Annotated in this window: 16 protein-coding genes, 1 tRNA gene and 1 pseudogene; 11 read left to right on the forward strand and 7 right to left on the reverse strand. The window is 61.2% G+C overall.

The genetic code is table 11. From position 1 onward, the window contains the following. Positions 1-198 precede the first annotated feature (198 nt). Complete coding sequence (locus NTD80_RS28370; RefSeq protein ID WP_065899633.1) at positions 199-414, forward strand: tautomerase family protein; 216 nt, start codon at positions 199-201, stop codon at positions 412-414. Next, positions 411-1,112 carry an SDR family NAD(P)-dependent oxidoreductase gene (locus tag NTD80_RS28375; protein ID WP_262135660.1) on the forward strand — a complete coding sequence of 234 codons (702 nt, stop codon included), beginning with the start codon at positions 411-413 and terminating at the stop codon, positions 1,110-1,112. Before NTD80_RS28370 ends, NTD80_RS28375 begins: the two co-directional genes overlap by 4 nt. A gap of 124 nt (positions 1,113-1,236) precedes the next feature. Here NTD80_RS28375 and NTD80_RS28380 read toward each other — a convergent pair whose 3' ends face one another. After that, complete coding sequence (locus NTD80_RS28380) at positions 1,237-2,184, reverse strand: FecR domain-containing protein (protein ID WP_262135661.1); 948 nt, start codon at positions 2,182-2,184, stop codon at positions 1,237-1,239. Then, positions 2,184-2,684, reverse strand: a complete 501-nt coding sequence (locus NTD80_RS28385) for a sigma-70 family RNA polymerase sigma factor (protein WP_065899638.1) — start codon at positions 2,682-2,684, stop codon at positions 2,184-2,186. The genes NTD80_RS28380 and NTD80_RS28385 overlap by 1 nt, the downstream gene beginning before the upstream one ends. A gap of 493 nt (positions 2,685-3,177) precedes the next feature. Between NTD80_RS28385 and NTD80_RS28390 the strand changes: the two genes are divergently transcribed. From NTD80_RS28390 to pelG, 8 genes are all read left to right on the forward strand, one after another. After that, positions 3,178-4,110 (forward strand): NAD-dependent epimerase/dehydratase family protein, encoded by a 933-nt coding sequence (locus tag NTD80_RS28390; protein ID WP_262135662.1) that lies wholly within the window; start codon positions 3,178-3,180, stop codon positions 4,108-4,110. Positions 4,111-4,173: 63 nt separating this feature from the next. Beyond that, positions 4,174-6,987, forward strand: coding sequence for a bifunctional glycoside hydrolase 114/ polysaccharide deacetylase family protein (locus tag NTD80_RS28395; protein WP_262135663.1), 2,814 nt, complete (start codon positions 4,174-4,176; stop codon positions 6,985-6,987). Then, positions 6,965-10,573 (forward strand): tetratricopeptide repeat protein, encoded by a 3,609-nt coding sequence (locus tag NTD80_RS28400; protein ID WP_262135664.1) that lies wholly within the window; start codon positions 6,965-6,967, stop codon positions 10,571-10,573. The genes NTD80_RS28395 and NTD80_RS28400 overlap by 23 nt, the downstream gene beginning before the upstream one ends. A gap of 26 nt (positions 10,574-10,599) precedes the next feature. After that, positions 10,600-11,118, forward strand: a complete 519-nt coding sequence (locus tag NTD80_RS28405) for a penicillin-binding protein activator LpoB (RefSeq protein WP_065899648.1) — start codon at positions 10,600-10,602, stop codon at positions 11,116-11,118. Positions 11,119-11,123: 5 nt separating this feature from the next. Then, positions 11,124-12,491 carry a PelD GGDEF domain-containing protein gene (locus NTD80_RS28410; RefSeq protein WP_065899653.1) on the forward strand — a complete coding sequence of 456 codons (1,368 nt, stop codon included), beginning with the start codon at positions 11,124-11,126 and terminating at the stop codon, positions 12,489-12,491. Then, positions 12,469-13,464: a HEAT repeat domain-containing protein gene (locus NTD80_RS28415; RefSeq protein WP_065899654.1), complete on the forward strand. Its 996-nt coding sequence runs from the start codon at positions 12,469-12,471 to the stop codon at positions 13,462-13,464. Before NTD80_RS28410 ends, NTD80_RS28415 begins: the two co-directional genes overlap by 23 nt. Further along, a complete protein-coding gene (pelF, locus tag NTD80_RS28420; RefSeq protein WP_065899655.1) occupies positions 13,454-14,968 on the forward strand; it encodes a GT4 family glycosyltransferase PelF in 1,515 nt (504 codons plus the stop codon). Before NTD80_RS28415 ends, pelF begins: the two co-directional genes overlap by 11 nt. Beyond that, positions 14,969-16,339 (forward strand): exopolysaccharide Pel transporter PelG, encoded by a 1,371-nt coding sequence (gene pelG, locus NTD80_RS28425; RefSeq protein ID WP_065899656.1) that lies wholly within the window; start codon positions 14,969-14,971, stop codon positions 16,337-16,339. Positions 16,340-16,501: 162 nt separating this feature from the next. On the opposite strand, the gene NTD80_RS28430 is transcribed toward pelG, so the two are convergent. The 3 genes and pseudogenes from NTD80_RS28430 to NTD80_RS28440 all read right to left on the reverse strand — a co-directional run bounded on the left by NTD80_RS28430 (position 16,502) and on the right by NTD80_RS28440 (position 19,551). Next, a complete protein-coding gene (locus NTD80_RS28430; RefSeq protein WP_262135665.1) occupies positions 16,502-18,811 on the reverse strand; it encodes a TonB-dependent siderophore receptor in 2,310 nt (769 codons plus the stop codon). Positions 18,812-19,022: 211 nt separating this feature from the next. Then, positions 19,023-19,215: pseudogene (locus NTD80_RS28435) on the reverse strand (iron dicitrate transport regulator FecR); the annotation flags it as partial. A 260-nt stretch (positions 19,216-19,475) separates the two neighbouring features. Beyond that, positions 19,476-19,551, reverse strand: a tRNA-Thr gene (locus tag NTD80_RS28440). 418 nt (positions 19,552-19,969) lie between these two features. Here NTD80_RS28440 and bcsQ point away from each other — a divergent pair. Beyond that, positions 19,970-20,905: a cellulose biosynthesis protein BcsQ gene (gene bcsQ, locus NTD80_RS28445; RefSeq protein ID WP_262135666.1), complete on the forward strand. Its 936-nt coding sequence runs from the start codon at positions 19,970-19,972 to the stop codon at positions 20,903-20,905. Positions 20,906-21,146: 241 nt separating this feature from the next. On the opposite strand, the gene NTD80_RS28450 is transcribed toward bcsQ, so the two are convergent. Together NTD80_RS28450 and NTD80_RS28455 are read right to left on the reverse strand one after the other, a co-directional pair. Further along, entirely contained in the window at positions 21,147-22,334 is a 1,188-nt protein-coding gene (locus tag NTD80_RS28450; RefSeq protein ID WP_262135667.1) for an SAM-dependent methyltransferase, read from the reverse strand. Then, a complete protein-coding gene (locus tag NTD80_RS28455) occupies positions 22,315-23,004 on the reverse strand; it encodes an ABC transporter permease (protein ID WP_058422651.1) in 690 nt (229 codons plus the stop codon). Before NTD80_RS28455 ends, NTD80_RS28450 begins: the two co-directional genes overlap by 20 nt. Positions 23,005-23,034: the final 30 nt, after the last annotated feature.

Genomic DNA, 23,034 nt, shown 5'->3' on the forward strand with positions numbered 1-23,034 from the left:
GGAGTCCGTTCTCAACGCGTGGGCTTCGGTTATACCGAAAAATACGCCAGCGAGGATAGAGCAATACGGCGCTGTTGATCCATTACACCGCGTCACTAATGAAGTACCCAGCCCCACCTTTATCCGCTCAAGGCGCACGCCTAAATTGGCCCCACTGCCAGCCCATCACCCCGATGGCCGGCGACTGGAGCCATTGCCATGCCCTTTGTCAGCCTGCGCATCACCCGAGACGGCGTTACCCCGGAGCAAAAAGCCCAGGTCATCGCCGAGTTCACCGAAACCCTCGAACGCGTCCTGCACAAACGCCCGGACCTGACCCACATCGTCATCGAAGAAATCGACACCGATAACTGGGGCTACGCCGGCATCACCACCACTGAGTACCGCAAATCCATTACCGGAGCATCATCATGAGTAAAGTCGTCATCGTTACCGGCGCTTCCCAAGGCATCGGCGCCGCCGTGGTCCAGGCCTACCGCGCCCTCGACTACCGCGTGGTCGCCACCTCGCGTTCGATCCAGCCGTCCACCGACCCGAACATCCTCACCGTCGCCGGTGACATCGGCGACTCCGACACCGCCCAGCGCGTCATCCGCGAAGCGCTGGCAGCCTTTGGGCGCATCGACAGCCTGGTCAACAACGCCGGTATCTTCATCGCCAAGCCTTTCACCACGTACACCCAAGAGGACTACGCCAACGTGCTCGCGGTGAACCTCAACGGCTTCTTCTACATCACCCAACTCGCCATTGCCGAGATGGAAAAACGCGGCGCCGGCCACATCGTCAGCGTCACCACCAGCCTGGTCGACCATGCCGTCGACGGCGTGCCTTCGGTGCTCGCCAGCCTCACCAAGGGCGGGCTGAATTCGGCGACCAAGTCGCTGGCGATTGAATACGCCAAGCGCGGGATTCGGGTCAACGCAGTGAGCCCGGGGATCATCAAGACGCCGATGCATGCCGAGCCCACCCACGCGGCACTCGGGAAGTTGCACCCGATGGGGCATATGGGCGAAGTGAGTGACATCGCCCAGGCGATTATTTATTTGGAGCAAGCGGCATTCGTGACCGGCGAGATTCTGCATGTGGACGGCGGCCAAAGTGCCGGGCACTGAGTGCGGGTGGCTTGAGTCAATGACGCCCGCCGACTAGTCTCGATGGCGGGCACCGCTGCACAAAAACCTTCCACCGACTGTTCGGGATGAGATCAAAATCGGCAAGGCTGCGCGCGAACAGTTTTCAGGCGGGTTCGATGCTGACCCAATAGCGGGTCAGGTAGCGCACCCTTACCGGCAGGGTTTTGCTCAGGTTCTCCAGCACGGTGTCGGTGTCGTCAATGCGGAACGCGCCGGAAATGCTCAGGTCCTGGACCTGCGGCGCGCAACGCAGCACGCCTGGGCGGTAACGACCCAACTCGGTGATGAAGTCGCCGAGGCGCCAATCGTCCACGCTCAACATGCCGCGAACCCATGCCGCCGAGCCAGGAGGCAGAGGACGCGCGTTTTCAAGCGCATCGTGATCGAACGTGACCTGTTGGCCGGCCTCCAGGCGCAACGCCTGTTCTGGTTGGCGGCGCGGGCGGACTTCAACGGCGGCCTCCAGCACACCGACGTGGGTGCTGTCTTCCAATTGGCGAACGCTGAACTGGGTGCCGAGCGCCTTGATCGTGCCGTCGCCGGTGCTGACGATGAGCGGGCGCCGGGCCGGGTCCTTGGCGGTCTGCACCAGGATTTCACCCTGGTACAGCTGGATCAGCCGCTGTTGGGCGTCGAAGCGGATATCCAGCGCCGTGCCGGTGTTCAACTCCAGTTGCGTGCCATCGTCGAGCCTCAGCGAGCGCCGTTCCCGGGTGTGGGTGCGGTGTTGTGCGAGCACCGCGCGATACGGCACCTGTTCCACCGCCAGCCACGAACAGCCACCTACCGCGAGCAGCATGCCGAGAATCTTCAACACAGCGCGACGTTGTTTCTGCGCCGCGCCCAGACCGGAAAGCGCCGCCTGGCGAGGCATCTTCGCCCACTGCTGCTGCAGCGCCTCGACCCGTGCCCACGCCGCCGCATGTTGCGGGCTCGCCTGCAACCAGGCCTGCCAGGCGTGAGTGCGCGCCTCGTCCGGCGTACCGTCATTGAGCTGCACGTACCAGGTGGCGGCGGCCTCCAGCGTCTTGAGGTCCGGCGGTGTAGCCATCAGGTTTCGACCAGCAACAGGCATTGGGTCATGGCGCGAACCAGGTGATTTTTCACCGTGGTGACCGACACCCCGAATCGCTCGCCAGCCGCTACGTAATTCAGACCTTCCAACTGCACCGCGAGAAAAATCTCGCGTGTGCGCGTGCCCAACTCATCCAGCAGCGTGTCGATGGACACCAGCATCTCAATGATCGACAAGCGCACCTCCGGCGACACCTCCACCGGCTCCGGCCGCAGCGCCAATGCCTGCAGGTAAGCCTGCTCGATGGCCCGGCGCCGGGATTTATCGATCAGCAACGAACGCGCAATCGCACTCAGATAGCCGCGCGGCTCACGGATGGGCGTAGTGTGGCGAGCCGTCATCACCCGTACGAACGTGTCCTGTGCCAAGTCGGACGCATCCGCAGCATTCCCCAGGCGCACCCGCAACCAGCCCTTCAGCCAACTGTTGTGTTCGCTGTACAGCTGGTGAAGTGTTGAAGGATCGAGGGTCGACATGAGCGTGCCACCGAAGTGTAAATGGTAATGGCTCTCATTATTGTGATGGCACGTTTATTAGGCAAGGCCTTTGAATGTTCTTTTAGTGCGCTCGGTACTATTAAAATGTCGGTCTTTTACAACTTTCCGTTCTTACATATCCGCACTTTCCAGCGACTGAACTCGTTAGCGAACGCCCTCCATGGCTCCATTTATGTCGTCAAATAAGTGACGTTTTTCCGCAAAAAATGCCGTTGGGCGGCAGATAAGACAAAGCGTTGACAGTTTGATATTCATCCAACATTATTCGCGACGGTTTTGATGGCTCTAAGCCATTAAAATGACATTAATGACGCGCGTTCGTCCCGCTGTGGTTTTTCAAGATAAAGGGATATGGCGGCTCGGATTCAAACGGTCCGGCGGCGTCGGCCAGAGTTAACTAATAAACGCTGTCACTTTATTTAGCAGGCTCGCTTCTACACGCCTGCGCTCGAGTCTTTAGGAAGAAAACTACATGGCTGTTGGACGAATTCTGGTTACGGGTGGTGCAGGTTTCATTGGTTCACATCTGGTAGATGCTTTGCTTGGCAAAGGCTACAGGATTCGCGTACTCGATAACCTCTCGACCGGCAAGGTGACGAACCTGCCCGTCGACAATGCCGACCTCGAACTGGTCGTCGGTGACGTGGCGGACAGCGCCGTCGTTGACCAGGCCATGCGCGACTGCAGCGCCGTCGTACACCTTGCCGCGGTGGCGTCGGTGCAGGCGTCGGTAGACGATCCTGTCGCCACTCACCAAGCCAACTTCGTCGGCACCCTCAATGTCTGCCAGAGCATGCTCAAGGCCGGCGTGAAGCGCGTGGTGTTCGCCTCCAGCGCCGCGACCTATGGCAACAACGGCGAAGGCACGGCCATCACCGAAGACACCCCGAAGTCGCCACTGACTCCTTATGCCAGCGACAAGTTGGCCAGTGAGTACTACCTGGACTTCTATCGCCGCGAGCACGGCCTGGAACCGGTGATCTTCCGTTTCTTCAATATCTTCGGCCCGCGCCAGGATCCTTCCTCGCCGTACTCCGGTGTGATCAGCATCTTCACCGAACGCGCGTTGGCCCGTAAGCCGATCACGGTCTTTGGTGACGGCGAGCAGACGCGCGACTTCGTCTATGTGCAGGACCTGGTCAGCATCCTGGTCCAGGCCGTGGAGACTCGCAAACCGGCCCCTGAAGCCATCAACGTCGGGCTTAACCGCGCGACCAGTCTCAATGACCTGATCGCCGAACTGGGCAAGGCCACGGGCACCCCGCTGAACGTGACTTACCAGGCGCCACGCCAAGGTGACATTCGCCATTCGCGCGCCAACAACACCCGTTTGCTGGAACGCTTTGCACTCCCGGAACCGACCTCCATCGGCCAGGGTTTGGCGCAGCTTTTGCGAAGTTTGTAACTCGCCGGTCAACCTGTCCGTCGTTAACGCAGTATTGGCTCAGTCATTTTTCAAGAGTGAATTATGGAAATCGTTTTCCGCAGGACGCGTGTCCGCGTGATCGCTGAGCGGCTATTAGCTGCTCTTGCCTTGTTCGTCGGCGGGCCAGCGGTCCAGGCTGCTGCGTTACCCCAGCCAGCCAGCGTGGCTTTCTGGTACGCCGACCAGCCGCCACTGCCAGAGTTGTCGCAATTCGACTGGGCCGTGGTCGAGCCAGGCCATATGACACCGGGCGATGTGAAAACCTTGCGGGCCCTGGGCAGCCAGCCGTTTGCCTACTTGTCCGTTGGGGAGTTCGACGGCAACAAGGCGGAAATCGAAAAGGCCGGGCTGACCAAAGCTGTTTCGCCGGTACGCAACAATGCCTGGGACAGCCAGGTCATGGACCTCACTTCACCCGCCTGGCGCGAGCATTTGTTTGGCCGTGCGAAGGCGTTGGAAGCCCAGGGTTATGCCGGTCTGTTTCTCGATACGCTCGACAGTTTCCAACTGGTGCCCGCAGCCTCCCGTGAAGCCCAGCGCGTTGGCCTGGCCAGCCTGCTGCGTGAATTGCACAAACGTCAGCCCAAGCTGAAGCTGTTCTTCAACCGTGGTTTCGAAGTACTGCCCGAGCTGGACGGCGTCGCCGCCGCCGTTGCGGTCGAGTCAATCCACGCCGGCTGGGATGCCGCCGCCAAGCGTTATCGCCCGGTATCGGAGTCCGACCGCGCGTGGCTGGAAACACACCTGCAACCGCTGCGTGCCAAAGGCGTCCCGTTGGTCGCGATCGACTACCTGCCGCCGGAGCGCCGCGAAGAAGCCCGCACGCTGGCCAAGCGTCTGCGCGACGAAGGCTTTATCCCGTACATCAGCACCCCGGACCTCAACACACTGGGCATCAGCAGTATCGAAGTGCAGCCGCGCCGTATCGCGTTGATCTACGATCCGCGTGAAGGCGCGATGGAAGACGCCGCCGGCCATACCAACCTTGGCGGTCTGCTCGAATACCTGGGCTACCGCGTCGACTACCTGCCGGCCGACAGCAATCTGCCGCTCTACAGCTACAGTGGCCTGTACGCCGGCGTGATCACTTGGATGACCAGCGGCCCGCCGCAGGATGCCCCGGCGTTCAACCGTTTCCTCAATGCGCGCCTCGACGAGCAGGTTCCCGTGGTGTTCTTCAGCGGGCTGCCGGTCGAAGACAAGCTGCTGCTCAAGCGCCTGGGCCTCAAGCGCGATGTGCCGCCGGCGACACAGATGTTGACCGTCACCCATCAGGACAAGGCCCTGCTCGGCGCTTTTGAAGCCCCTGTAGTACCGCGCTCCCGTGATCTGGCCGCAGTCTCGGTACTGCCCGGCGGCCCGACCCCGGCGCTGTCGTTGAAAGGCGTCGGCGGCGACGTATTCACCCCGGTAGTAGTGGGCAAATGGGGTGGCCTGGCCCTCGCGCCCTATATCCTGGAAATCAACAACGAGCGCAGCCGCTGGATTCTCGATCCCTTTGCGTTTCTCCAGGCCAGCCTGCGCCTGCCGAACCAGCCACGCCCGGACACCACCACCGAAAATGGCCGTCGCATCGCGACCGTGCACATTGATGGCGACGGCTTTCCTTCGCGTGCCGAAGTACGCGGCACGCCTTACGCCGGGCGTCACACCCTGGATGACTACATCAAGCCCAACCCGTTCCTGACTTCGGTGTCGATCATCGAAGGGGAAATTTCGCCGCGTGGCGCGTTCCCGTTCCTGGCACGCGAACTGGAGCCGATTGCGCGCGAGATCTTCGCCAACCCGAAAGTTGAAGTGGCCACCCACACCTTCAGCCACCCGTTTTTCATGCAGCCGAACAAAGCCAAGAAGCGCGAGAACTTCAACGCGGAATACGGCATGAACATGAAAATCGCCGGCTACGACAAAATTGATTTTCGCCGTGAAATCTTCGGCTCGCGCGACTACATCAACCAGAACCTGACCACCCCGCAAAAGCCGGTGAAGATGGTGTTCTGGCCAGGTGACGCGCTGCCATCGTCCGACACGATCAAACTGGCCTACGACGCTGGCTTGAAAAACGTCAACGGTGCCGAAACCATCATGACCAAGGCCAACCCGTCGCTCACGGGCCTCAACCCGCTGCTGCGACCGACCCCGGGCGGGCTGCAATACTACGCGCCGATCATCAACGAAAACCTCTACACCAACCTGTGGAAGGGGCCGTATTACGGTTTCCGCGAGTTGATCGAGACCTTCGAGCTCACCGACAGCCCCCGCCGCCTGCGCGGGCTGCATCTTTACTATCACTTCTACTCCAGCACCAAGCAGGCTTCGATCAAGGCCATGCATGAGATCTACGGCTACATGCGCGATCAGCAGCCGATGTCCTTGTGGATGAGCGATTACGTCGACCGCCTGCACGGCTTGTACCAGGCGAGCCTGGCGCGAACCGCTGACGGGGCCTGGCAGATCCGCGGGATGGACGCGCTGCGCACCGTGCGCCTTGACGCGCAAATGGGCTGGCCGGACCTGCTCCAATCCCAAGGCATCGCCGGTGTGCGCGACTTGCCGCAAGGGCGCTATGTGGCGCTGAGCAGCGACAAGGCCTTGCTGGTGCTGCGCCCGGATCGAGACCCCAGGCCCGCCCTGGAGGAGGCAAATCTGCCGTTGCTTGACTGGCGCTACGTCGATGCAAATCGCGTGAGCTTTGCGTTTGCCGGTCAGTTCGACCTGACCTTCTCCGTACGCTCGGCGACGGCTTGCCGCGTGGAAGTCGATGGACAGCGTTTCGCGGGCAAGGCGTCAGCCGGCCTCTGGACTTTTCAATTACCTATGAAGCAGGTGAGTAATGGTCAGCTCCTCTGCAACTAAAAATAGCCGCCTGCTCAATCCTTGGGCATTGGCGGTAGTCGCGGTCGCCGTGGGCGGCCTGCTGTGGGCCACGTTCCAGCGCGAAGAAGTCTTCCAGCCGGATGGGCGCCAGCCGGACGCAGTGTCGGCCAACTACGCCGAGCTGCTGCTGACGGCCCACCCGGATGACGACCACCTGCGCCTGCAGTTGGTTGATTTGCTGATTCGCCTCGGTGACTACACCAAGGCGCGCCAGCACCTGGAGGCCTGGCCCAAGCCGCAGCCGGAAACCCAGGCGTACTATCGCCTGGAACTGGATGCTCTGGTCGCGGCCAGCAGCAACGACCTGATTGCGCAGCAGGCGCTGGTCGAGCGCCTGGAAACATTCGATCACCGCAAACTTGCGGTGCCACAGCTGCAGAACCTGGCGAAGCTGGCGCTGACATTGCAGGCACCGGCATTTGCTGCCAGCGTGTTCGAAGAGATCGCCGCGCGCGATCCGGCGCAGCGCAGTGAATCACTCAAAGCCGCTGCGCAGTGGTTCATGGCCGGTGAAAAACCCGCGCGTGCCGCGCAGATCTACCTGCAACTCAAACGCGATGCCCAGCAACCGGCCGAGCGACGTGAGTACGCACAACTGGCGTTCAACAGCCTGTTGTCGGCAGGGCAAGATGAGCAAGCCGCACAGGTGCTCTCCGATGAGTTGCCCGACCTCACCAACCCGCAGACCGATCCGGCATGGCTGGAGCAGGGCGTCGATGTCGCCGTGGCGACCAAGCATTACGACCTTGCCCAGCGCGTGCTCCAACAGTGGCGCGTGCTGCAGCCGGACAACCCGAAAATTGCACTGAAAGAATTCCACGTGCGCCTGGCCATCAATGACCTGGCCGGTGCCTGGGAAACCGGCCAGCAATTGACCGTCGATTACCCGGATGACACCGAGCTGCTCGAGCAAATGGCCCGCCTCGGTGAGTGGCGCGGCGATAACGAAGCGGCCCTGGACTACTGGGTTCGCCTGCTCAAGCTCAAGGAAGACCCGGCCACCCGCGAACACGCCTGGCGCCTGGCCAGCCAACAGTTCGACTTTGACCGCTCGATCCCGTTGCTTGCCGAGATCATGCAACAGCGCGCACTCACCGATATCGAGCTGGATGCGTTGATCTACGGTCACGAATCGCGCGGTACACCGGCCGAGGCCGAAGCCTGGTTGCGTACTTACCTGCGCAAATACCCTTCGCACCGCCTGGCCTGGACCCGCTTGCTGCAAAACCTGGAGAACACCGGGCAGTTCGCCGCCAAAGGCAAGCTCTACAAGGACTACGCCAAACGCTACAAGCTGACCACGGCCGAACAGGTCGACTGGGCCAGCACCCACATGAAGCTGTTCGAAGAGCAGGCTGCGTGGGACGTGGTCAAGGTGGATGATCCCTCCATTCAGGATCCGGAGTACTGGCACACACGTGCCGCACTGGCTTGGGACCTGGAGCGCGATGAGGATTTGCGTGTGTCGCTGGAGCGCCTGCTCGCCATCAACGGCAAGTTGGTCAGCGGCGACGAGAGTCAGTTGATCTCCCTGTACCGCGTCAGCAACCCCCAGCGCGCGCTGGAGTTGATGGTTGCCAGCTGGCACCGCGCCCAGGATCCTCAACGCCTGGTCGAAGCCCTGCAGCTCGCCCAGGAATTGCAGGACTGGGACCAAGTGATCGCCTTGCTGGATGACGCCCGCAAATACCCGCAGGCCTACGAGCAAGCCCAGGTCCTGGCCGTGCGTGGCGCGCTGGCTATCGAGCAGGGCGACACGGCCGAGGCCGAGCGCCTGTACCTGCTCGGCCTGTCAAACTACCCGGATGACAACCTGTTCCGCGAGCGCCTGACCTGGTTGTATGTCGACCAGGCCGACACCGCCAAGCTCAAGCCACTGCTCACCAAGTGGCGTGCCTATGCGCGTGAAGACCGCTTGCTGTGGCTGCCGTTTGCAAGCGCCAGCCAGTTGCTGGGGCGCGACACCGAGGCCTTGGCGTGGTACCGCATGTACCTCAAGCTCACCCCGAACGACTGGCTGGTGCAAGCGGCCTATGCCGATGCACTGGACACCGCCGGTTACCAGGACGCCGCCCAGCGCCTGCGCTTGAAGCTGCTGCGTAACCCTGAGGCCGACAACCTGCAACCTTCGTCCCAGCGCTATGCGATCTGGCTGCGGTTGATGTCCAGCAGCTACTCGCCTCGCAAGGCGCAGCAGGAATTGTTGAAGTGGAAGGACGGTTCGCCGTCGATGAAGCAGATGTGGTTCGAACGTCTGCTGGCCCGCCTGGACGCGACCAACCAGGAAGCGCAGAAAGACCAGTGGTTGGAGTGGGCACGCAGCCAAGGCTTGAAAGTCGATCGCTACGAGCAGATCCAGGAAGCCCTGCGCAGCCGCAACAAGGCCCAGGTTGAAACCCTGCTGGCCAGCAGCGACTTGAACCCGGCCCAGCGCTCCCAAGCGCTGAGCCGTCTGGGGCGCACCAACGAAGCCCTGGAGACGAGCCTGTCTGCCCTCGGCGACGACCAGCCGTCTTCAGTGAACGAGCAACTGCGTCGCCAGGCCGTGGAAATTCACGAAAGCACCCCGCAAGGCGCGTTGCTGTCCTATCAGAAGCAGGATTTCGGTGGCCTGTCGTTTGACTCGCCGCGCCTGGAAATCGCGCATAACCTGGGCGACAACTGGTACGCCGACCTTGAAGCCGAGCACGGTAACTACAAGGGCGACGACATCATCTCGTCCCGTATCGGTGATGAGAGCAATGCGGCCCTGACCCTGGTTCGCTCGGTGGAAAACGGCAGTTGGAAGCTCTTCGCCGACACCAGCCAGCGCAAGGACGATGACCGTAACGGCCTGGGCCTGTCACGCATGTGGCAATTGGGTAACAGCCACCAGATCGAGACCGGCCTGGACTGGCATCGCAAGAGTGACGACAGCGGCCTGATGCGTGCTTTCGGCCAGCAGGACCGCGCCTGGGTGGGTGGCCGTCACGGCCTGACCGCACGCGATCAGTTGAGCTGGGAAGTGGCGCAGCGGTCGTTCTCGACCCGCGCGGGTGACTCGCTGGGGACTGGTCAGGCGTTGAAGCTGGAACTCAACCACACGCTGGAATTCGCCGGGCCTAACTGGACGGTGCGCAGCGGCCTGGATTATCAGAAAAACAACGTGAAGGATCGCAACCTGGACTACCTGTCCAGCCGCAATGGCGGCGCCGTCAAGATCACGCCTCAGTCGACCGATCCTGACACCGGCCAGCTTGATCCTCTCGATGTCGACACCGTGACCGGCGCCGACCTGCTGCAAAGCCGCTATGGCCAGCTCTACGTCGGCACTTCGTGGCGTCGTGGCATACCCGGCGCACTGGTGCGCAGCAAGCCGCAGTACACCTGGCTGGTGGACATGACGGCGGGCTGGCAATGGACCGATCAGACTTTCAACTACGGCATCAACACGGGCATCGGGTTTGAAGTGCTGGGTGATGACGAACTGGCCCTGACCTTCGGTTACCAATCTGCCCCACAGGGCGGGGATGGCAAGTCCGGCGGCACACTGGGCATGAGCTACGGCGTGCGTTTCGGGCGCTGATTACAGAATCTACGGGAGAAAAACCTATGCAAGCAATTCGTACACTGAGCCTGGCCCTGACAGTACTGTTCGTCGCCGGTTGCTCGAGCTTCACCAGTGAAAACAGCCCGAACCTGTCGCGCAGTGCGAAATGGGGCATCGTGCCGATGGTCAACTATTCCCAGACCCCGCAAGCCGGTGAGCGCAGCGAGCAGATCCTGCTCAGCGTCCTCAGCAGTCACGGTCTGCAGCCTCGCGTTTACCCGACCACTACCCAGGGCGAACAAGCGCTGATGGATGACAACGAGCGCCTCACCGGCGCCCTCGAGTGGGCCCGCGACCAGAAGCTCGACTACGTCGTTGCAGGCAGCGTCGAAGAGTGGCAATACAAGAACGGCCTGGACGGCGAGCCAGCGGTCGGCATCAGCCTGCGCGTGCTGGACGCCAAGGACGGTACCGTGCTCTGGAGCAAGAGCGGCGCGCGCGCCGGCTGGTCCCGTGAAAGCCTGGCGGGCAATGCTCAGACGGTAATCGACAAACTTGTTGGCGCCCTTCGGTTCGAGTGAACGCAATGAATTCTCCACACATGGATTACAGCCTGGCGCCCCGCGCCAGCGGGCCGGTGTCTTGGCTGGAAACGCTGATAGTGACGGGTGCCGCGATTGGCCTCGGCCTCTGGCTGACTCCCGAAGACCCGTTGCAGATGCACGGTGGTTTCCCTTGGGTAATCCTGGCGCCGCTGCTGTTAGGTGTGCGTTACGGTTTTGTACGCGGCTTGTTCAGCGCAGGTCTGCTGGTGGTGGCGTTGTTTGTGCTGCGCTACACCGGGCATGCAGGCTACACCGAGCTTGAGCCGTCGTTTATCGTCGGCGTGCTGGTGTGCGGGATGCTCGTGGGTGAAGTTCGCGACCTGTGGGTGCGCCGCCTGGAGCGTCTGCAGATGGCCAACGAGTACCGTCAGTACCGTCTTGATGAGTTCACCCGCGCTCACCAGATCCTGCGGGTTTCCCATGACTTGCTGGAGCAGCGCGTCGCTGGCAGCGATCAGAGCCTGCGCAGTTCGTTGCTGGGCCTGCGCGAGAAGCTGCGCAGCATGCCGATCGAAGGCGATGCCTTGAGCGACCTGGCCGAGCCGATCGTGGCGATGCTGGGCCAGTACGGTGCCCTGCGCGTTGCCGGGCTATACCGTGTCGATGAAAGCGAAAAAAATGTGCTGCCCGAGGCCTTGGCCATGATCGGCGTGATGGGCCCGTTGGGCACCGACGACGGTCTGATCACCCTGTGCCTGGAACGTGGCGAGCTGGTCAGCGTGCGTCAGGACCTGATCGACTCCGGCAACTCCGCGCAGTTCTCATCGCTGCAGGCATGCATCCCGCTGATCGACGCCGAAGGTCGCCTGCTGGCGATCCTGGCGGTCCGGCAGATGCCGTTCTTCGCGTTCCAGGACCGCACGCTGAGCCTCCTGTCGTTGCTCGCCGGCCACATCGCCGACCTGTTGCGCCGCGATCCGCAAGTGCTGCGCCTGCCCGATGCCGACGCGCAGCAGTTCACCTTGCAGCTCAAGCGCTCGCTGGTGGATGCGGAGCAGCACACGTTGCCGGCCGGCCTGTTCGCGTTTGAAATGACGCGCCCCAACGACGAGTTGACGCGTTTGATGGAGCGCAGCCAGCGTGGTCTCGACCTGCACCTGCCGGTTCGCAACAACCGCGATCATCCTTTGCTGTTGGTCCTGTTGCCGCTGACCAGCCCGGAAGGCACCCAAGGCTACCTGGCGCGTATCGGCCTGTTGTTGCACGAGCACTTCGGCATCGACACCGATTTTGACAGCCTGGGTGTGCGGGTAATGCCTTTCAACCTGGAGCCTGGCTGTGACCGCAACGGGCTGCGTAACTTTCTTCACAACGAGTGTGGCCTGAATGATCAGCAAGTGGCTGTTTAGCGGAGCCTTGTTGTTAGAGGCGGGCAGCTGGGCCAGTTTGTGGCTCAATGCGCCGGAGTTGCATCAACTGCTGGTGTTTATCTTCAGCCACGGCCTCGCCTGCCTGATGCTGTGCGCTGCCGTGTGGCGGATGCTGCCGGCGCGCTACCGTGCACCGCTTCCCTGGAGCCCGCTGTTCATTTTCTGCCTGGCATTCTTCGTGCCGGTCATCGGTACCCTGGGCGTAGTAGCGGCAATCTTCCCGGCGCTGTACCTGCCGCGCAAACGCGACCGCCAGGCCTGGCAGGCTGTCGGCATCCCGGGCCTGCCGTTCCGTGCGCAGGCGCAGACACGCACGCCGATTTTTGCCGATGGCGGCCTGCAGGATGTGTTGCGTCACGCGCCCGATCCGGACCAGCGCCTGGCGGCCTTGCTGGCGACGCGGCGCATGCCCGGCAAGGACGCGGTGCCCATCCTCAAATTGGCCCTGGGCGATCCGAGTGACGATGTGCGCCTGCTGGCGTACTCGATGCTCGACAAGCAGGAAAGCGACATCAACCTGCACATCCAGATGGCCCTGGAGCAATTGGCCGGCGTAAGCCCACGCATGGCAGGCCCGGTGCACAGCATGCTGGCGCGCTGGTATTGGGAGCTGGCCTACCTCGGCCTGGCCCAGGGCAGTGTGCTCGAACACGTCCTCAATCAAGCCAGCGAACACGCCGAGCAAGGTTTGGCCGCGGGCGAGGGCGGCGAGCTGCTGCTGTTGGCGGGACGTATTGCGTTGGAGCGCGGCGAGAACGAGCGGGCTGAAGCGCTGTTGCACGAGGCCGAGCGAAATGGCCTGGGCGCCGCGCAATTGCTGCCGTTTCATGCTGAGCTGGCGTTCGAAGCCGGTCGTTATCACGAAATCCCTGGGTTGCTCGCCAGCCTTCCCGAGAAAACCCGCCAGCGTCCACCGTTCGCTGAGCTGGTGAGGAGCTGGAATGAATCATAAGGAAGCGACACCCACCGCTGATATCTGTCTGTTGCTGGAAGGCACCTGGCCGTACGTGCGCGGCGGGGTATCGAGCTGGATTCACCAGATGATCCTGGGCCTGCCGGAGCTGACCTTTTCGGTCATGTTCATCGGCGGCCAGCGCTCGGCGTACTCCTCGCGACGCTATGAAGTGCCGACAAACGTGGTGCACATCGAAGAAGTGTTCCTTGAGGATGCAACCCATCCCGCCAACCAGCGCGGTAAGCCGCGCGAGGCCGACCCGCAGCAGTTGGCCGACCTGTATCGCTTCTTGCACCACCCGGACGCGCCCCCGCGCGAGCTGGGCGAGCGCATGCTCAATTGCATCGCCGAAGGGCACATGACCCTCGACGATGTACTGCGCAGCCGCGCCAGTTGGGAGACCCTCAGCGAAGGCTATCGCCAGCATTGCGCCGACCCCTCCTTCGTCAATTATTTCTGGACCCTGCGCTCCCTGCAGTCGCCGTTGCTGATGCTCGCCGAAGCTTCCCGCAAGATGCCGCGTGCACGGGTGCTGCACTCGATCTCCACCGGTTACGCGGGGCTCCTGGGCTGCATCCTCAAGCATCGCTGGGGATGTCCTTACCTGCTCAGCGAGCACGGTATCTACACCAAGGAGCGCAAGATCGACCTGGCCCAGGCCACGTGGATCGCCGAAAGCTCCGGGCAGGCGCTCAACCGTAGCCTCGATGGCGGCTCGGGGTATATCCGCACGCTGTGGGTGCGCTATTTCGAACGTATCGGCCAGTTGGCCTACAACAGCGCCGACAACATCATTGCCTTGTACGACGGCAACCGTCAGCGCCAGATCAAGGACGGCGCCGACCCGAGCCGCACGCAGTTGATCGCCAATGGCATCGACCTGTCGCAGTGGGCAAAGGCCTTGGAATCCCGCGAGCCGGGCATTGCGCCGGTGGTGGGGCTGATTGGGCGGGTAGTCCCGATCAAGGACGTCAAGACCTTCCTGCGGGCCATGCGCGGTGTGATCAGCGCCATGCCACAGGCCGAGGGCTGGATTGTCGGCCCTGAAGAGGAAGACCCCGAGTACGTCAGCGAATGCCGCAGTTTGATGGCCAGTCTGGGGCTTGAAGGCAAGGTGCACTTCCTGGGCTTCCAGCGCATCCAGGACATTCTGCCCAAACTGGGCCTGATGGTGCTGACCTCGATCAGCGAGGCCCAGCCGTTGGTGATCCTCGAAGCCTGGGCCGCCGGTACACCGGTGATCAGCAGCGACGTCGGTTCGTGTCGAGAATTGATCGAAGGCGGCAGCGCCGAAGACCGCGACCTTGGCCTCGCCGGCAAAGTGGTGGCGATCGCCGACCCACAAGCCACCTCGGCGGCGATCCTCGAACTGCTGCGCAGCCCGGAACGCTGGAAGGCCGCACAGGCCAGCGGGCTCTTGCGGGTCCACCGTTACTACACCGAAGCCTTGATGCTGCAGCGCTACCGCGACCTGTACCAGGCAGCCATGGAGAACAATTAAATGGCCGGTATTGGCTTCGAACTGCGCAAGATTCTTTCGCGCGACTCATACACCGCAACCCTGCACGCCTACGTGTATGCAGGCTTGATCAGCTCCGGGCCGTGGGTGTTGTCGATCATCAGCGTGATGCTGGTGGGGATCATCAGCCTCGGCCTGTTGTTGCCCAACTCACTGGTCGGGCAGTTCCTGGTGACGGTGACCTACCTGATGGCCAGCTCGCTGATCCTCACGGGTGGGCTGCAGTTGTTCTTCACCCGCTTTGTGTCCGACCAATTGTTCGAGCAACGCTACGAGCAAATCCTGCCGAACCTGTTGGGCATCCTGTTGATGGTCACCGTCGGCGCCGGCGTACTGGGTGTCATCGTGCTGGCGCTGCTGTTCGATCAGCCCCTGATCTACCGCGTGCTGGTACTGTCGAACTTCGTGGTGCTGTGCAACCTGTGGCTGGTGATCATCTTCCTCTCGGGGATGAAAAAATATAACCGCATCCTGCTGGTGATGGTGGTGGGTTACGCGCTGATGGTGGCGAGTGCCTGGCTGCTGAGCTTCCTGAAGATGCCCGGCCTGTTGCTGGCGTTGTTGATCGGGCACGGCAGCCTGCTGTTCCTGTACCTCTACGACATCCTGCGCGAATACCGTGCCGAGAAAATGATTGCCTTCGATTTCCTCAATCGTCGCAACGTGTTCCTCAGCCTGCTGGTCACCGGGTTCTTCTACAACTTCGGCATCTGGGTCGACAAGATCCTGTTCTGGTTCAACCCCGGCACTTCCAACGCCGTCATCGGCCCGCTGCGCGCCTCGATCCTGTATGACATGCCGATTTTCATCGCGTACCTGGCGATCATCCCTGGCATGGCGGTTTTCCTGGTGCGCATCGAAACCGACTTCGCCGAATGGTACGACCGGCTGTTCCGCGCCATCCGCGACGGCGAGACCTTGCAGCACATCGGTTCGCTGAAAACCGAAATGACCCTGTCCATTCGCCAGGGCCTGCTGGAAATCTGCAAGGTCCAGGGCCTCACCGTGGTCCTGCTGTTCCTCTTCGCGCCGCGCTTGCTCGAGTGGATCGGCATCTCCAGCTACTACCTGCCACTGTTCTACATCGACCTGATCGGTGTGAGCATCCAGGTGGTGTTCATGGCGCTGCTCAACGTGTTCTTCTACCTCGACAAACGTCGCGTGGTACTGGAACTGTGCGTACTGTTCGCCGTGTTGAACGCCGGCCTGACCCTCCTCAGCATGCACCTGGGCCCGAGCTTCTTCGGCTACGGATTCACGCTGTCGTTGCTGGTGTGTGTCCTGCTGGGGCTGGCGCGCCTGTCGTCGGCGCTGGAAGACCTGGAATATGAGACGTTCATGCTGGCGCGTTAAGCGCTTTTGCGGGTGATAAAAAGGGCACTTGGCGGTTAGGTAAGTGCCCTTTTTTGTTGCCTGCGGCTTATTGCTCGGCGTTGCCGGGGTGGACAGCGCCTGAGGGCATGTTGCGGCGCACTCCTGCCCAGGCAGGATGTAGTCATTCTCAGACGATGTAGCTTACATGCTCCACTTCATGGTCACGGCCACGTTACGCGGGTCGCCGAAGATATTTGCGCCCGCCGGGTTACTGATGCTCTGGTAGTAGTGCTTGTCGAACACATTGTTCAGGTTGGCTTGGACCTTGAGGTTTTTGTTCACGTTGTAGCCGGTCATCAGGTCGACGATGCTGTAGCCGCCCTGCGATACGCCGTAGGTTGTGTATGTGCTGCTCTGGCTACGGAATGAACCGCCGATCGACCATTTTTCGAGGTCGCCCGGCAATTGATAGGTGGTGGACAGCTTGAGCAGGTTGTATGGCGTATCGCTGTCGAAGCGACCGCTGCCGCCCTTGACGTTCTTGGCGCCGGCGTAGGTGTAGCCGGCGGAGGCCTGCCAGCCACGGGCAAGCATGCCTTGCAGTTCAAGGTCGACGCCTTTGGTTTCCACTTCACCGGAGGCCACGGAGCAGGAAGCAACACCCGGTGCACAGGCATCAAGCCCTTGGGCGAGATTTTCCTGGTTCAACTGGAAGTAGGCCAGGCTAGCGTTCAGCGCCCCGTCAAAGTACTCGCCCTTGATCCCAACTTCACGGTTGGTACCCGTGACCGGCGGCAGAAGGCTGCCCTGGAAGTCCACGTTGGCTTGCGGCTGGAAGATTCTGGTCCAGCTGGTGTACACCGAGTAGATATCGTTTATGTCGTAGATCAGGCCGGCATAGGGGGTGTATTCGCGCGTAGCCTTGTAGTCGGCGCCGAACGTGTAATCGCCGGAAATAGTGTTCTGTTCGTATTCATACCAATCCAGGCGTGAACCGAGGATCAATTTCAGGTCGTCGCGCAGATGGAAGCGCACGGTGGCGTAGGTGCTGTATTGATCGACCTTGCCCTTACGAGACCAGTTGTAGTTGATGGCCGGTTTTTCTACGCCGTGATAGTCGAAGTTTGATGGGTCGAGCACGATGTTTGGGTCATTGAGGAAACCACCGCCGGGGCCATCGTCGGTTTTATCATTGCGATAGCTGCCACCGAGCACCAGTTCGTGAGTCGCGCCAAACAGGGTGAAGGGTCCGGAAACGTAGCCGTCGACGCTTTTTTGTGTGTGCTGGTAGGTGTAGCGGCCCACGTTCAGGTTCAACTGATCTGCACTGGGGTCCAGTCGATAGAAACTGGTGCCCAGCATGTCCAGGTCGCCTCGCAGCCACGTGGTATTCAGGCGCAGTTTCCAGTCGTTGTCGAAGCGGTGCTCAATTTCGGCAAATGCGCTGGTGTTTTTCTTGTTCCAGTAGGTCCAGTTCGGGCTCATGCGCGTCGAGCGGGATATCGGCAGGAGCGTACCATTGGCCCTGGTCGGGATGCCCGACCAGTCGGCTCCCGGGTTGTCTTCACGGTTGTAGTACGCACCGAGGGTCAGGGTCGTGGCTTCGCTCAGGTCAAATTCGGTGATGCCGTACAACAACTGGCGCTTGCTGCTGTAGCCATCGGTAAAGCTGTCTTTGTCCTGGAAGGCACCGACCACGCGGCCTCTGATCGAACCGACAGAATTGAGTGCGCTGCTGGCATCGATTTCGGTGCGGTAGTTGTCCCACGAGCCGGCGCCCAAAGTGACTGAAACTTGCGGCTCGACGGTGGGGCGCTTGCGGATCAGGTTGAGGGTGCCGGAGGGGTTGCCGGCACCGAGCATCAGGCCCGACGCACCGCGCACGACTTCAACCCGGTCGAACATCGCCAGGGTCGACGTGCCAAGGGTGTCGCTGTCATACGCGACTGGCAGTCCGTCAATCATGATGTTGTCGATGGCGGAACCGCGGGAATAGAACTCTGGGCGCTCGCCGCCGGTTTTGCGCATGGTCAGGCCTGGGGTGTGAGTCGAAATGTCCTCCAGAGACTGCATGTTCTGGTCATCCATGCGTTGGCGAGTGATTACCGTGACCGACTGCGGCGTCTCGCGCATGGAGGTGGCCAGTTTGGTCGCGGTACTCATGGAGCCGGTGGTGTACGATCCGCTCCCCTCTGTCGTCGCTCCCTGCGATTGGCCCGTGACACTCGTCGCGCCAAGCACCACCGTGGTTCCGTTATTGGCAGGGATCAACACGTAGCCACCATTGCTCTGACGCTGCGCTTGTAACCCGCTGTTCGCCAGCAAGCGCATCAGTCCCTCCTCGACGCTGTACACGCCAGTCAGGCCCGCCGTAGTCAGGCGGCGGGTTTGCTCGGTATCAAATGAAATAGTCACGCCCGCCTGCACTCCGAACTGGGTCAGGGCAGTACCAAGCAGGCCTGAGGCGATCTGGTAGGACGTCTGGCTTTGCGCCAAAACTGGCGTGGACATTAGCGCCAGCCCCGACAGACTCGCGAGGCTCAGTCCAAAGAGGGCCAAGCGAACCGGGCGGGTCATTGAAGTCTTCGCATAGAGGGGAAGCAGGGGCATTCGTTGATCCTTCCGTTGTCATGGCAGAAAGTCGCCGTCATCGCGGCTTGTGTCATTGACGGATGAGAATCAAAATCAGCAAGGTGACTCGTTAAACATTTTCCAATCGAACTCATGCCGGTTCGATGCTAGCCCAATAGCGCGTCAGGTAGTGCACTCTCACCGGTAAGGTCTGGCTTAGGTTTTCCAGCACGGTATCCGTATCATCGATGCGGAACGTGCCTGAGATGCTCAGCTCCTGAACCGATACAGCGCAGTACGCCAGGGCGATAGCGTCCCAGCTCTTCGATGAAAGCGCCCAGCCTCGCAGGCGACTCCAGTAGTGAGATTTAACGGATGGATTAAATGCGCCTGACTGGAAGCTGTAACGATGTTCATGCCTGTTGTTGCTCGATTGCTTGAGATCGCTATCGCGAGCAAGCCCAGCTCCTACGGAGTGAAGTAGGTCCGGGGGCTTGTTGTTCTTGTGTTGGATGACGCCTTCCCAGCTTTCGGCAGCTCCTACAAAAATTTAGCGCGCACAAAAAAGGCCCACCTTTTGGTGAGCCTTTTCTGGTACTGCGTATGGTGCCGGCACCAGGAGTCGAACCCGGGACCTACTGATTACAAGTCAGTTGCTCTACCAACTGAGCTATACCGGCGTGTTAGGGCGACGATTATAGCGATTAGAGGGGTTCTGTAAACCCCTGAATTCTGACTATTTTTGCGCAATTGCAGTTTTTTTGCCTGGCTGGTTATTTTGCCCACTGCAATGGCTTCTATTTGCACAGTCAGCAAGGAATTACCTATGCCCCCGCACTGGAATTTGGTTATGGGGACCGTCCTCGCCTAATGCAGCGAATCGATTGAAAACCCCTATGACAGGCGCGTTGATGGTCATTAAATTGACGACTTGCCGTTTGTCTAAAAAATAGCCAGCCGCGACATCAAAATAATGACACTTTTATGCGCTTGAAGCAGACTGCACGGACTAGGGCGACCAGAAAAAGACCTGCGGTAAGCAGTCGTATCAGCTGACCTTTTCACGTCTTTGAACTTCGCCGTGACGAGGAACGCGCTATGAGTTTTACCGATGGTCTTCTTGCCCTGCTTGGCAAAGATGTCAGTCGCGACGCCCGTGGGCTGAATGCGCGGCTGCACTTTTTCGGCAGCATCCCTGTGGATGATGGCACCCCGTTTCCCCCTCAGACTCCCAGCGCCAATGAGCATTGCCTGCCGGTGGACAAGGCCGAGCGGCGTCCGTGTGTGGTGGCGTTGGTGTCGGTCAATGGCGGCGTGGGGCGAAGCACCCTGGCCACGGCGTTGAGCAGCGGTTTGCAGCGCCTGGGTGAGTCAGTGGTGGCGGTGGATCTGGACCCCCAGGATGCATTGCGATTGCACTTCGGTGTCAGCCGCGCCTCGCCCGGGATTGGTCGCGCCAGCCTGCGCAACGCACGTTGGGAAACCCTCCAGCAACCGGGCTTTGTCGGCAGTCGCGTGATCACCTTTGGCGATACCGATATTCGCCAGCAGGACGACCTCCAGCGCTGGCTCAAACATGAGCCGCAATGGCTGGCGCAGCGCCTGGCAGCCCTGGAGCTGAGTGCCCGCGACGCGGTGATCATCGATACTCCTGCCGGCAATAACGTCTATTTTCATCAAGCCTTGAGTGTCGCCGACGTGGTATTGGTGATTACCCAGGCCGATGCCGCTTCCTTGGGCACCCTGGATCAACTCGATGCCTTGATGGCGCCGCACCTCGAGCGCGAGCGGCGACCTCATGTTCACTTTGTGATCAATCAGCTCGATGAGGACAATGCCTTCAGCCTGGATATGGTTGAGGCATTCAGGCAGCGCCTCGGCACGAAGGAGCCATTGGAGGTGCACCACGATTTAGCAATCAGTGAGGCACTGGCGTTTGGCACGGATCCCTTGGACAGCCAGGCGTTGAGTCTTGCGGGTGACGATATCGATGCGCTCTGCCGGCTGCTGATCGCACGCAGAAAACACCTGTGAATAGCGGTTTATACGCGTAACAGCAGATGCTTATGCACAATCGGTTGGACTGAGTTGTCACGAAACAGCCATTTTGTGGAGCCGTTCTCATCACGCCGCAACTGCCTGTTTTACGTGCGTTTTATTTTGTGAACAAAAAATGACCAGCGCGGCTTTCGGCCTGTAGCGCAGATGGCTACGGGCTCCGTAAAGAATTCATCAACAGAGTTATCCACAGGTTGGGGTGCGACAATTTCGCCCCTTAATCGCGCTCGGCGAGCACCATCAAGTTGCGCGGCGTCAGGGTCGGTTCGCAGAAGCTGCCTACTTCGACCGTGTAGCCGTTTTCACTCAGAAACAATGCCCGATCCAGCACCAGCCAGACCTCCAGCGGGCGCCGAAACAGACCACGTACCAATTCCAGGTTCCTGACCTCGGCCAGACGGCGCCAGCCGTATGCCTCCAACGCCACCCAATCCTGCTCACCTGTGGATAACCCTTTGCGGTTTGCCAGCTCCCGGCAGTAGTCAGCGAAGGGTTTGTCCAGCCAACTGGCGGGCAGGGACGGCGTGGGCAGGTAGTCGTCGTGGCCTCGTAGCTCGCGTTGCAAGTGATCGAACCCCAGGCGTCGGGCCATGGACGTGTCCCGCTGCAAGCGCACGCGTTTGCCAGCGGTAACGGTTTCGCTCAGCGGCAGGCCAAGGTCGTCGATCGACAGCTGCAGGCACGATGCACGGCCTGCGGTGGACAGCGGTTGGTAGGTGGCGGCATTGATGCGGTTGTAGCAACACGGCGCCAGCGCCAGCTGTTTGCAGCCGGCGGCGCTGGCCAGATGCAGCAGGCGCACATGCAGGTCGCCACAGGCGTGCAGGGCGACGGGTGTGTGTTCGGGGCCGATAGCCACGTCGGCCATCACATCTTGCAGGCAATGGGTGACCGGCAAGCCGTGATGCTCGCTCAGGGCTTGGCCGGCGGCGATCAGTGCCGGGTCGTATTCCAGGCAGGTCAATGTTTGGCCTGTTTGCAGCAAGCGACGACCCAGGTGGCCCTTGCCTGCACACCAGTCCAGCCAGTGCCGGGGTGTTTGTGCAAACGGCAGCGCCGCGCCGAAGGCTTCGATTTGTTCCCACTTGCGGCCCGGCACGTCGACGTTCAAGCGATGGCGGGCGGGGTGCAGGGGCTGCGTCGGCAACTTATCCACAGCGCTGAGTTGCAGGGCTTGCTCGGCGAGCTGTGGAAAAGGCGCAGGCGCGGCCAGGTCGTGGGGATGGTTGTGACTGGCGTCGGCATCGGCCAGCGAGCGTTGACGCAGCCACTCGGCGAGGTCGGGATGCCGGGTTTCCCAGGCTAGCTGGCGATGCGTGAAGGGCCGTGGTTTCCACAGCCCCTGGTGCTCGATCAGAAACGCATCCAGCGCCGCAAAGCGTGTCTCAACGTCCCTGGCAAGCATCGACGCGCAGCCAGCGTTCGAGCAGCTTGAAGCCCCGTACCAGGATGTAGGCCATCAGCAGGTAGAACAGGCCGGCAGCGAAGAAGATTTCCACCGGCAAGTACGTGCGGGCAATGATGGTGCGCGCCATGCCGGTCAGTTCCAGCAGGGTCACGGTGCTGGCCAGCGCGCTGGCCTTGAGCATCAGGATCACTTCGTTGCTGTAGGCCGGCAGGCCGATGCGCGAGGCGCGGGGCAGGATGATGTAGAACAGCGTCTTCGGCTTGGACATGCCCAGGGCGCGCGCGGCTTCGATCTCGCCGGGCGGGATGGCCTGGATTGCGCCGCGCAGGATCTCGGCGATATAGGCGGCGGTGTGCAGGGTCATGGTCGCCGTGGCGCACCAGAACGGATCGCGCAGGTACGGCCACATGAAGCTGTTGCGCACCGCGTCGAACTGCGCCAGGCCGTAGTAGACCAGAAACAGTTGCACCAGCAGTGGCGTGCCACGGAAGAAGAAAATATAGGCGTAGGGCAGGGCGCTGACATACCAGCGACGCGAGGAACGGGCGATCCCCAGGGGGATCGCCAGCAGCAGGCCCGCGATCACGGCAATGGCCACCAGTTCCAGGGTCAGGGTCGCGCCCTGGGCCAATTTGGGCAGCCACTTGATGATCACGGCCCAGTTCAGGCCCAGGTCGAAATGCGCCAGCCAGCTGTA

Source organism: Pseudomonas sp. 13B_2.1_Bac1, assembly GCF_025466155.1.
Lineage (GTDB): Bacteria > Pseudomonadota > Gammaproteobacteria > Pseudomonadales > Pseudomonadaceae > Aquipseudomonas > Aquipseudomonas aylmerensis.

Bases quoted from the DNA above. Each gene is read 5' to 3' on its own strand.
- NTD80_RS28370 (WP_065899633.1), top strand. From the start codon at position 199: ATGCCCTTTGTCAGCCTGCGCATCACCCGAGACGGCGTTACCCCGGAG.
- NTD80_RS28375 (WP_262135660.1), top strand. From the start codon at position 411: ATGAGTAAAGTCGTCATCGTTACCGGCGCTTCCCAAGGCATCGGCGCC.
- NTD80_RS28380 (WP_262135661.1), bottom strand. From the start codon at position 2,184: ATGGCTACACCGCCGGACCTCAAGACGCTGGAGGCCGCCGCCACCTGG.
- NTD80_RS28385 (WP_065899638.1), bottom strand. From the start codon at position 2,684: ATGTCGACCCTCGATCCTTCAACACTTCACCAGCTGTACAGCGAACAC.
- NTD80_RS28390 (WP_262135662.1), top strand. From the start codon at position 3,178: ATGGCTGTTGGACGAATTCTGGTTACGGGTGGTGCAGGTTTCATTGGT.
- NTD80_RS28395 (WP_262135663.1), top strand. From the start codon at position 4,174: ATGGAAATCGTTTTCCGCAGGACGCGTGTCCGCGTGATCGCTGAGCGG.
- NTD80_RS28400 (WP_262135664.1), top strand. From the start codon at position 6,965: ATGGTCAGCTCCTCTGCAACTAAAAATAGCCGCCTGCTCAATCCTTGG.
- NTD80_RS28405 (WP_065899648.1), top strand. From the start codon at position 10,600: ATGCAAGCAATTCGTACACTGAGCCTGGCCCTGACAGTACTGTTCGTC.
- NTD80_RS28410 (WP_065899653.1), top strand. From the start codon at position 11,124: ATGAATTCTCCACACATGGATTACAGCCTGGCGCCCCGCGCCAGCGGG.
- NTD80_RS28415 (WP_065899654.1), top strand. From the start codon at position 12,469: ATGATCAGCAAGTGGCTGTTTAGCGGAGCCTTGTTGTTAGAGGCGGGC.
- pelF (WP_065899655.1), top strand. From the start codon at position 13,454: ATGAATCATAAGGAAGCGACACCCACCGCTGATATCTGTCTGTTGCTG.
- pelG (WP_065899656.1), top strand. From the start codon at position 14,969: ATGGCCGGTATTGGCTTCGAACTGCGCAAGATTCTTTCGCGCGACTCA.
- NTD80_RS28430 (WP_262135665.1), bottom strand. From the start codon at position 18,811: ATGTCCACGCCAGTTTTGGCGCAAAGCCAGACGTCCTACCAGATCGCC.
- bcsQ (WP_262135666.1), top strand. From the start codon at position 19,970: ATGAGTTTTACCGATGGTCTTCTTGCCCTGCTTGGCAAAGATGTCAGT.
- NTD80_RS28450 (WP_262135667.1), bottom strand. From the start codon at position 22,334: ATGCTTGCCAGGGACGTTGAGACACGCTTTGCGGCGCTGGATGCGTTT.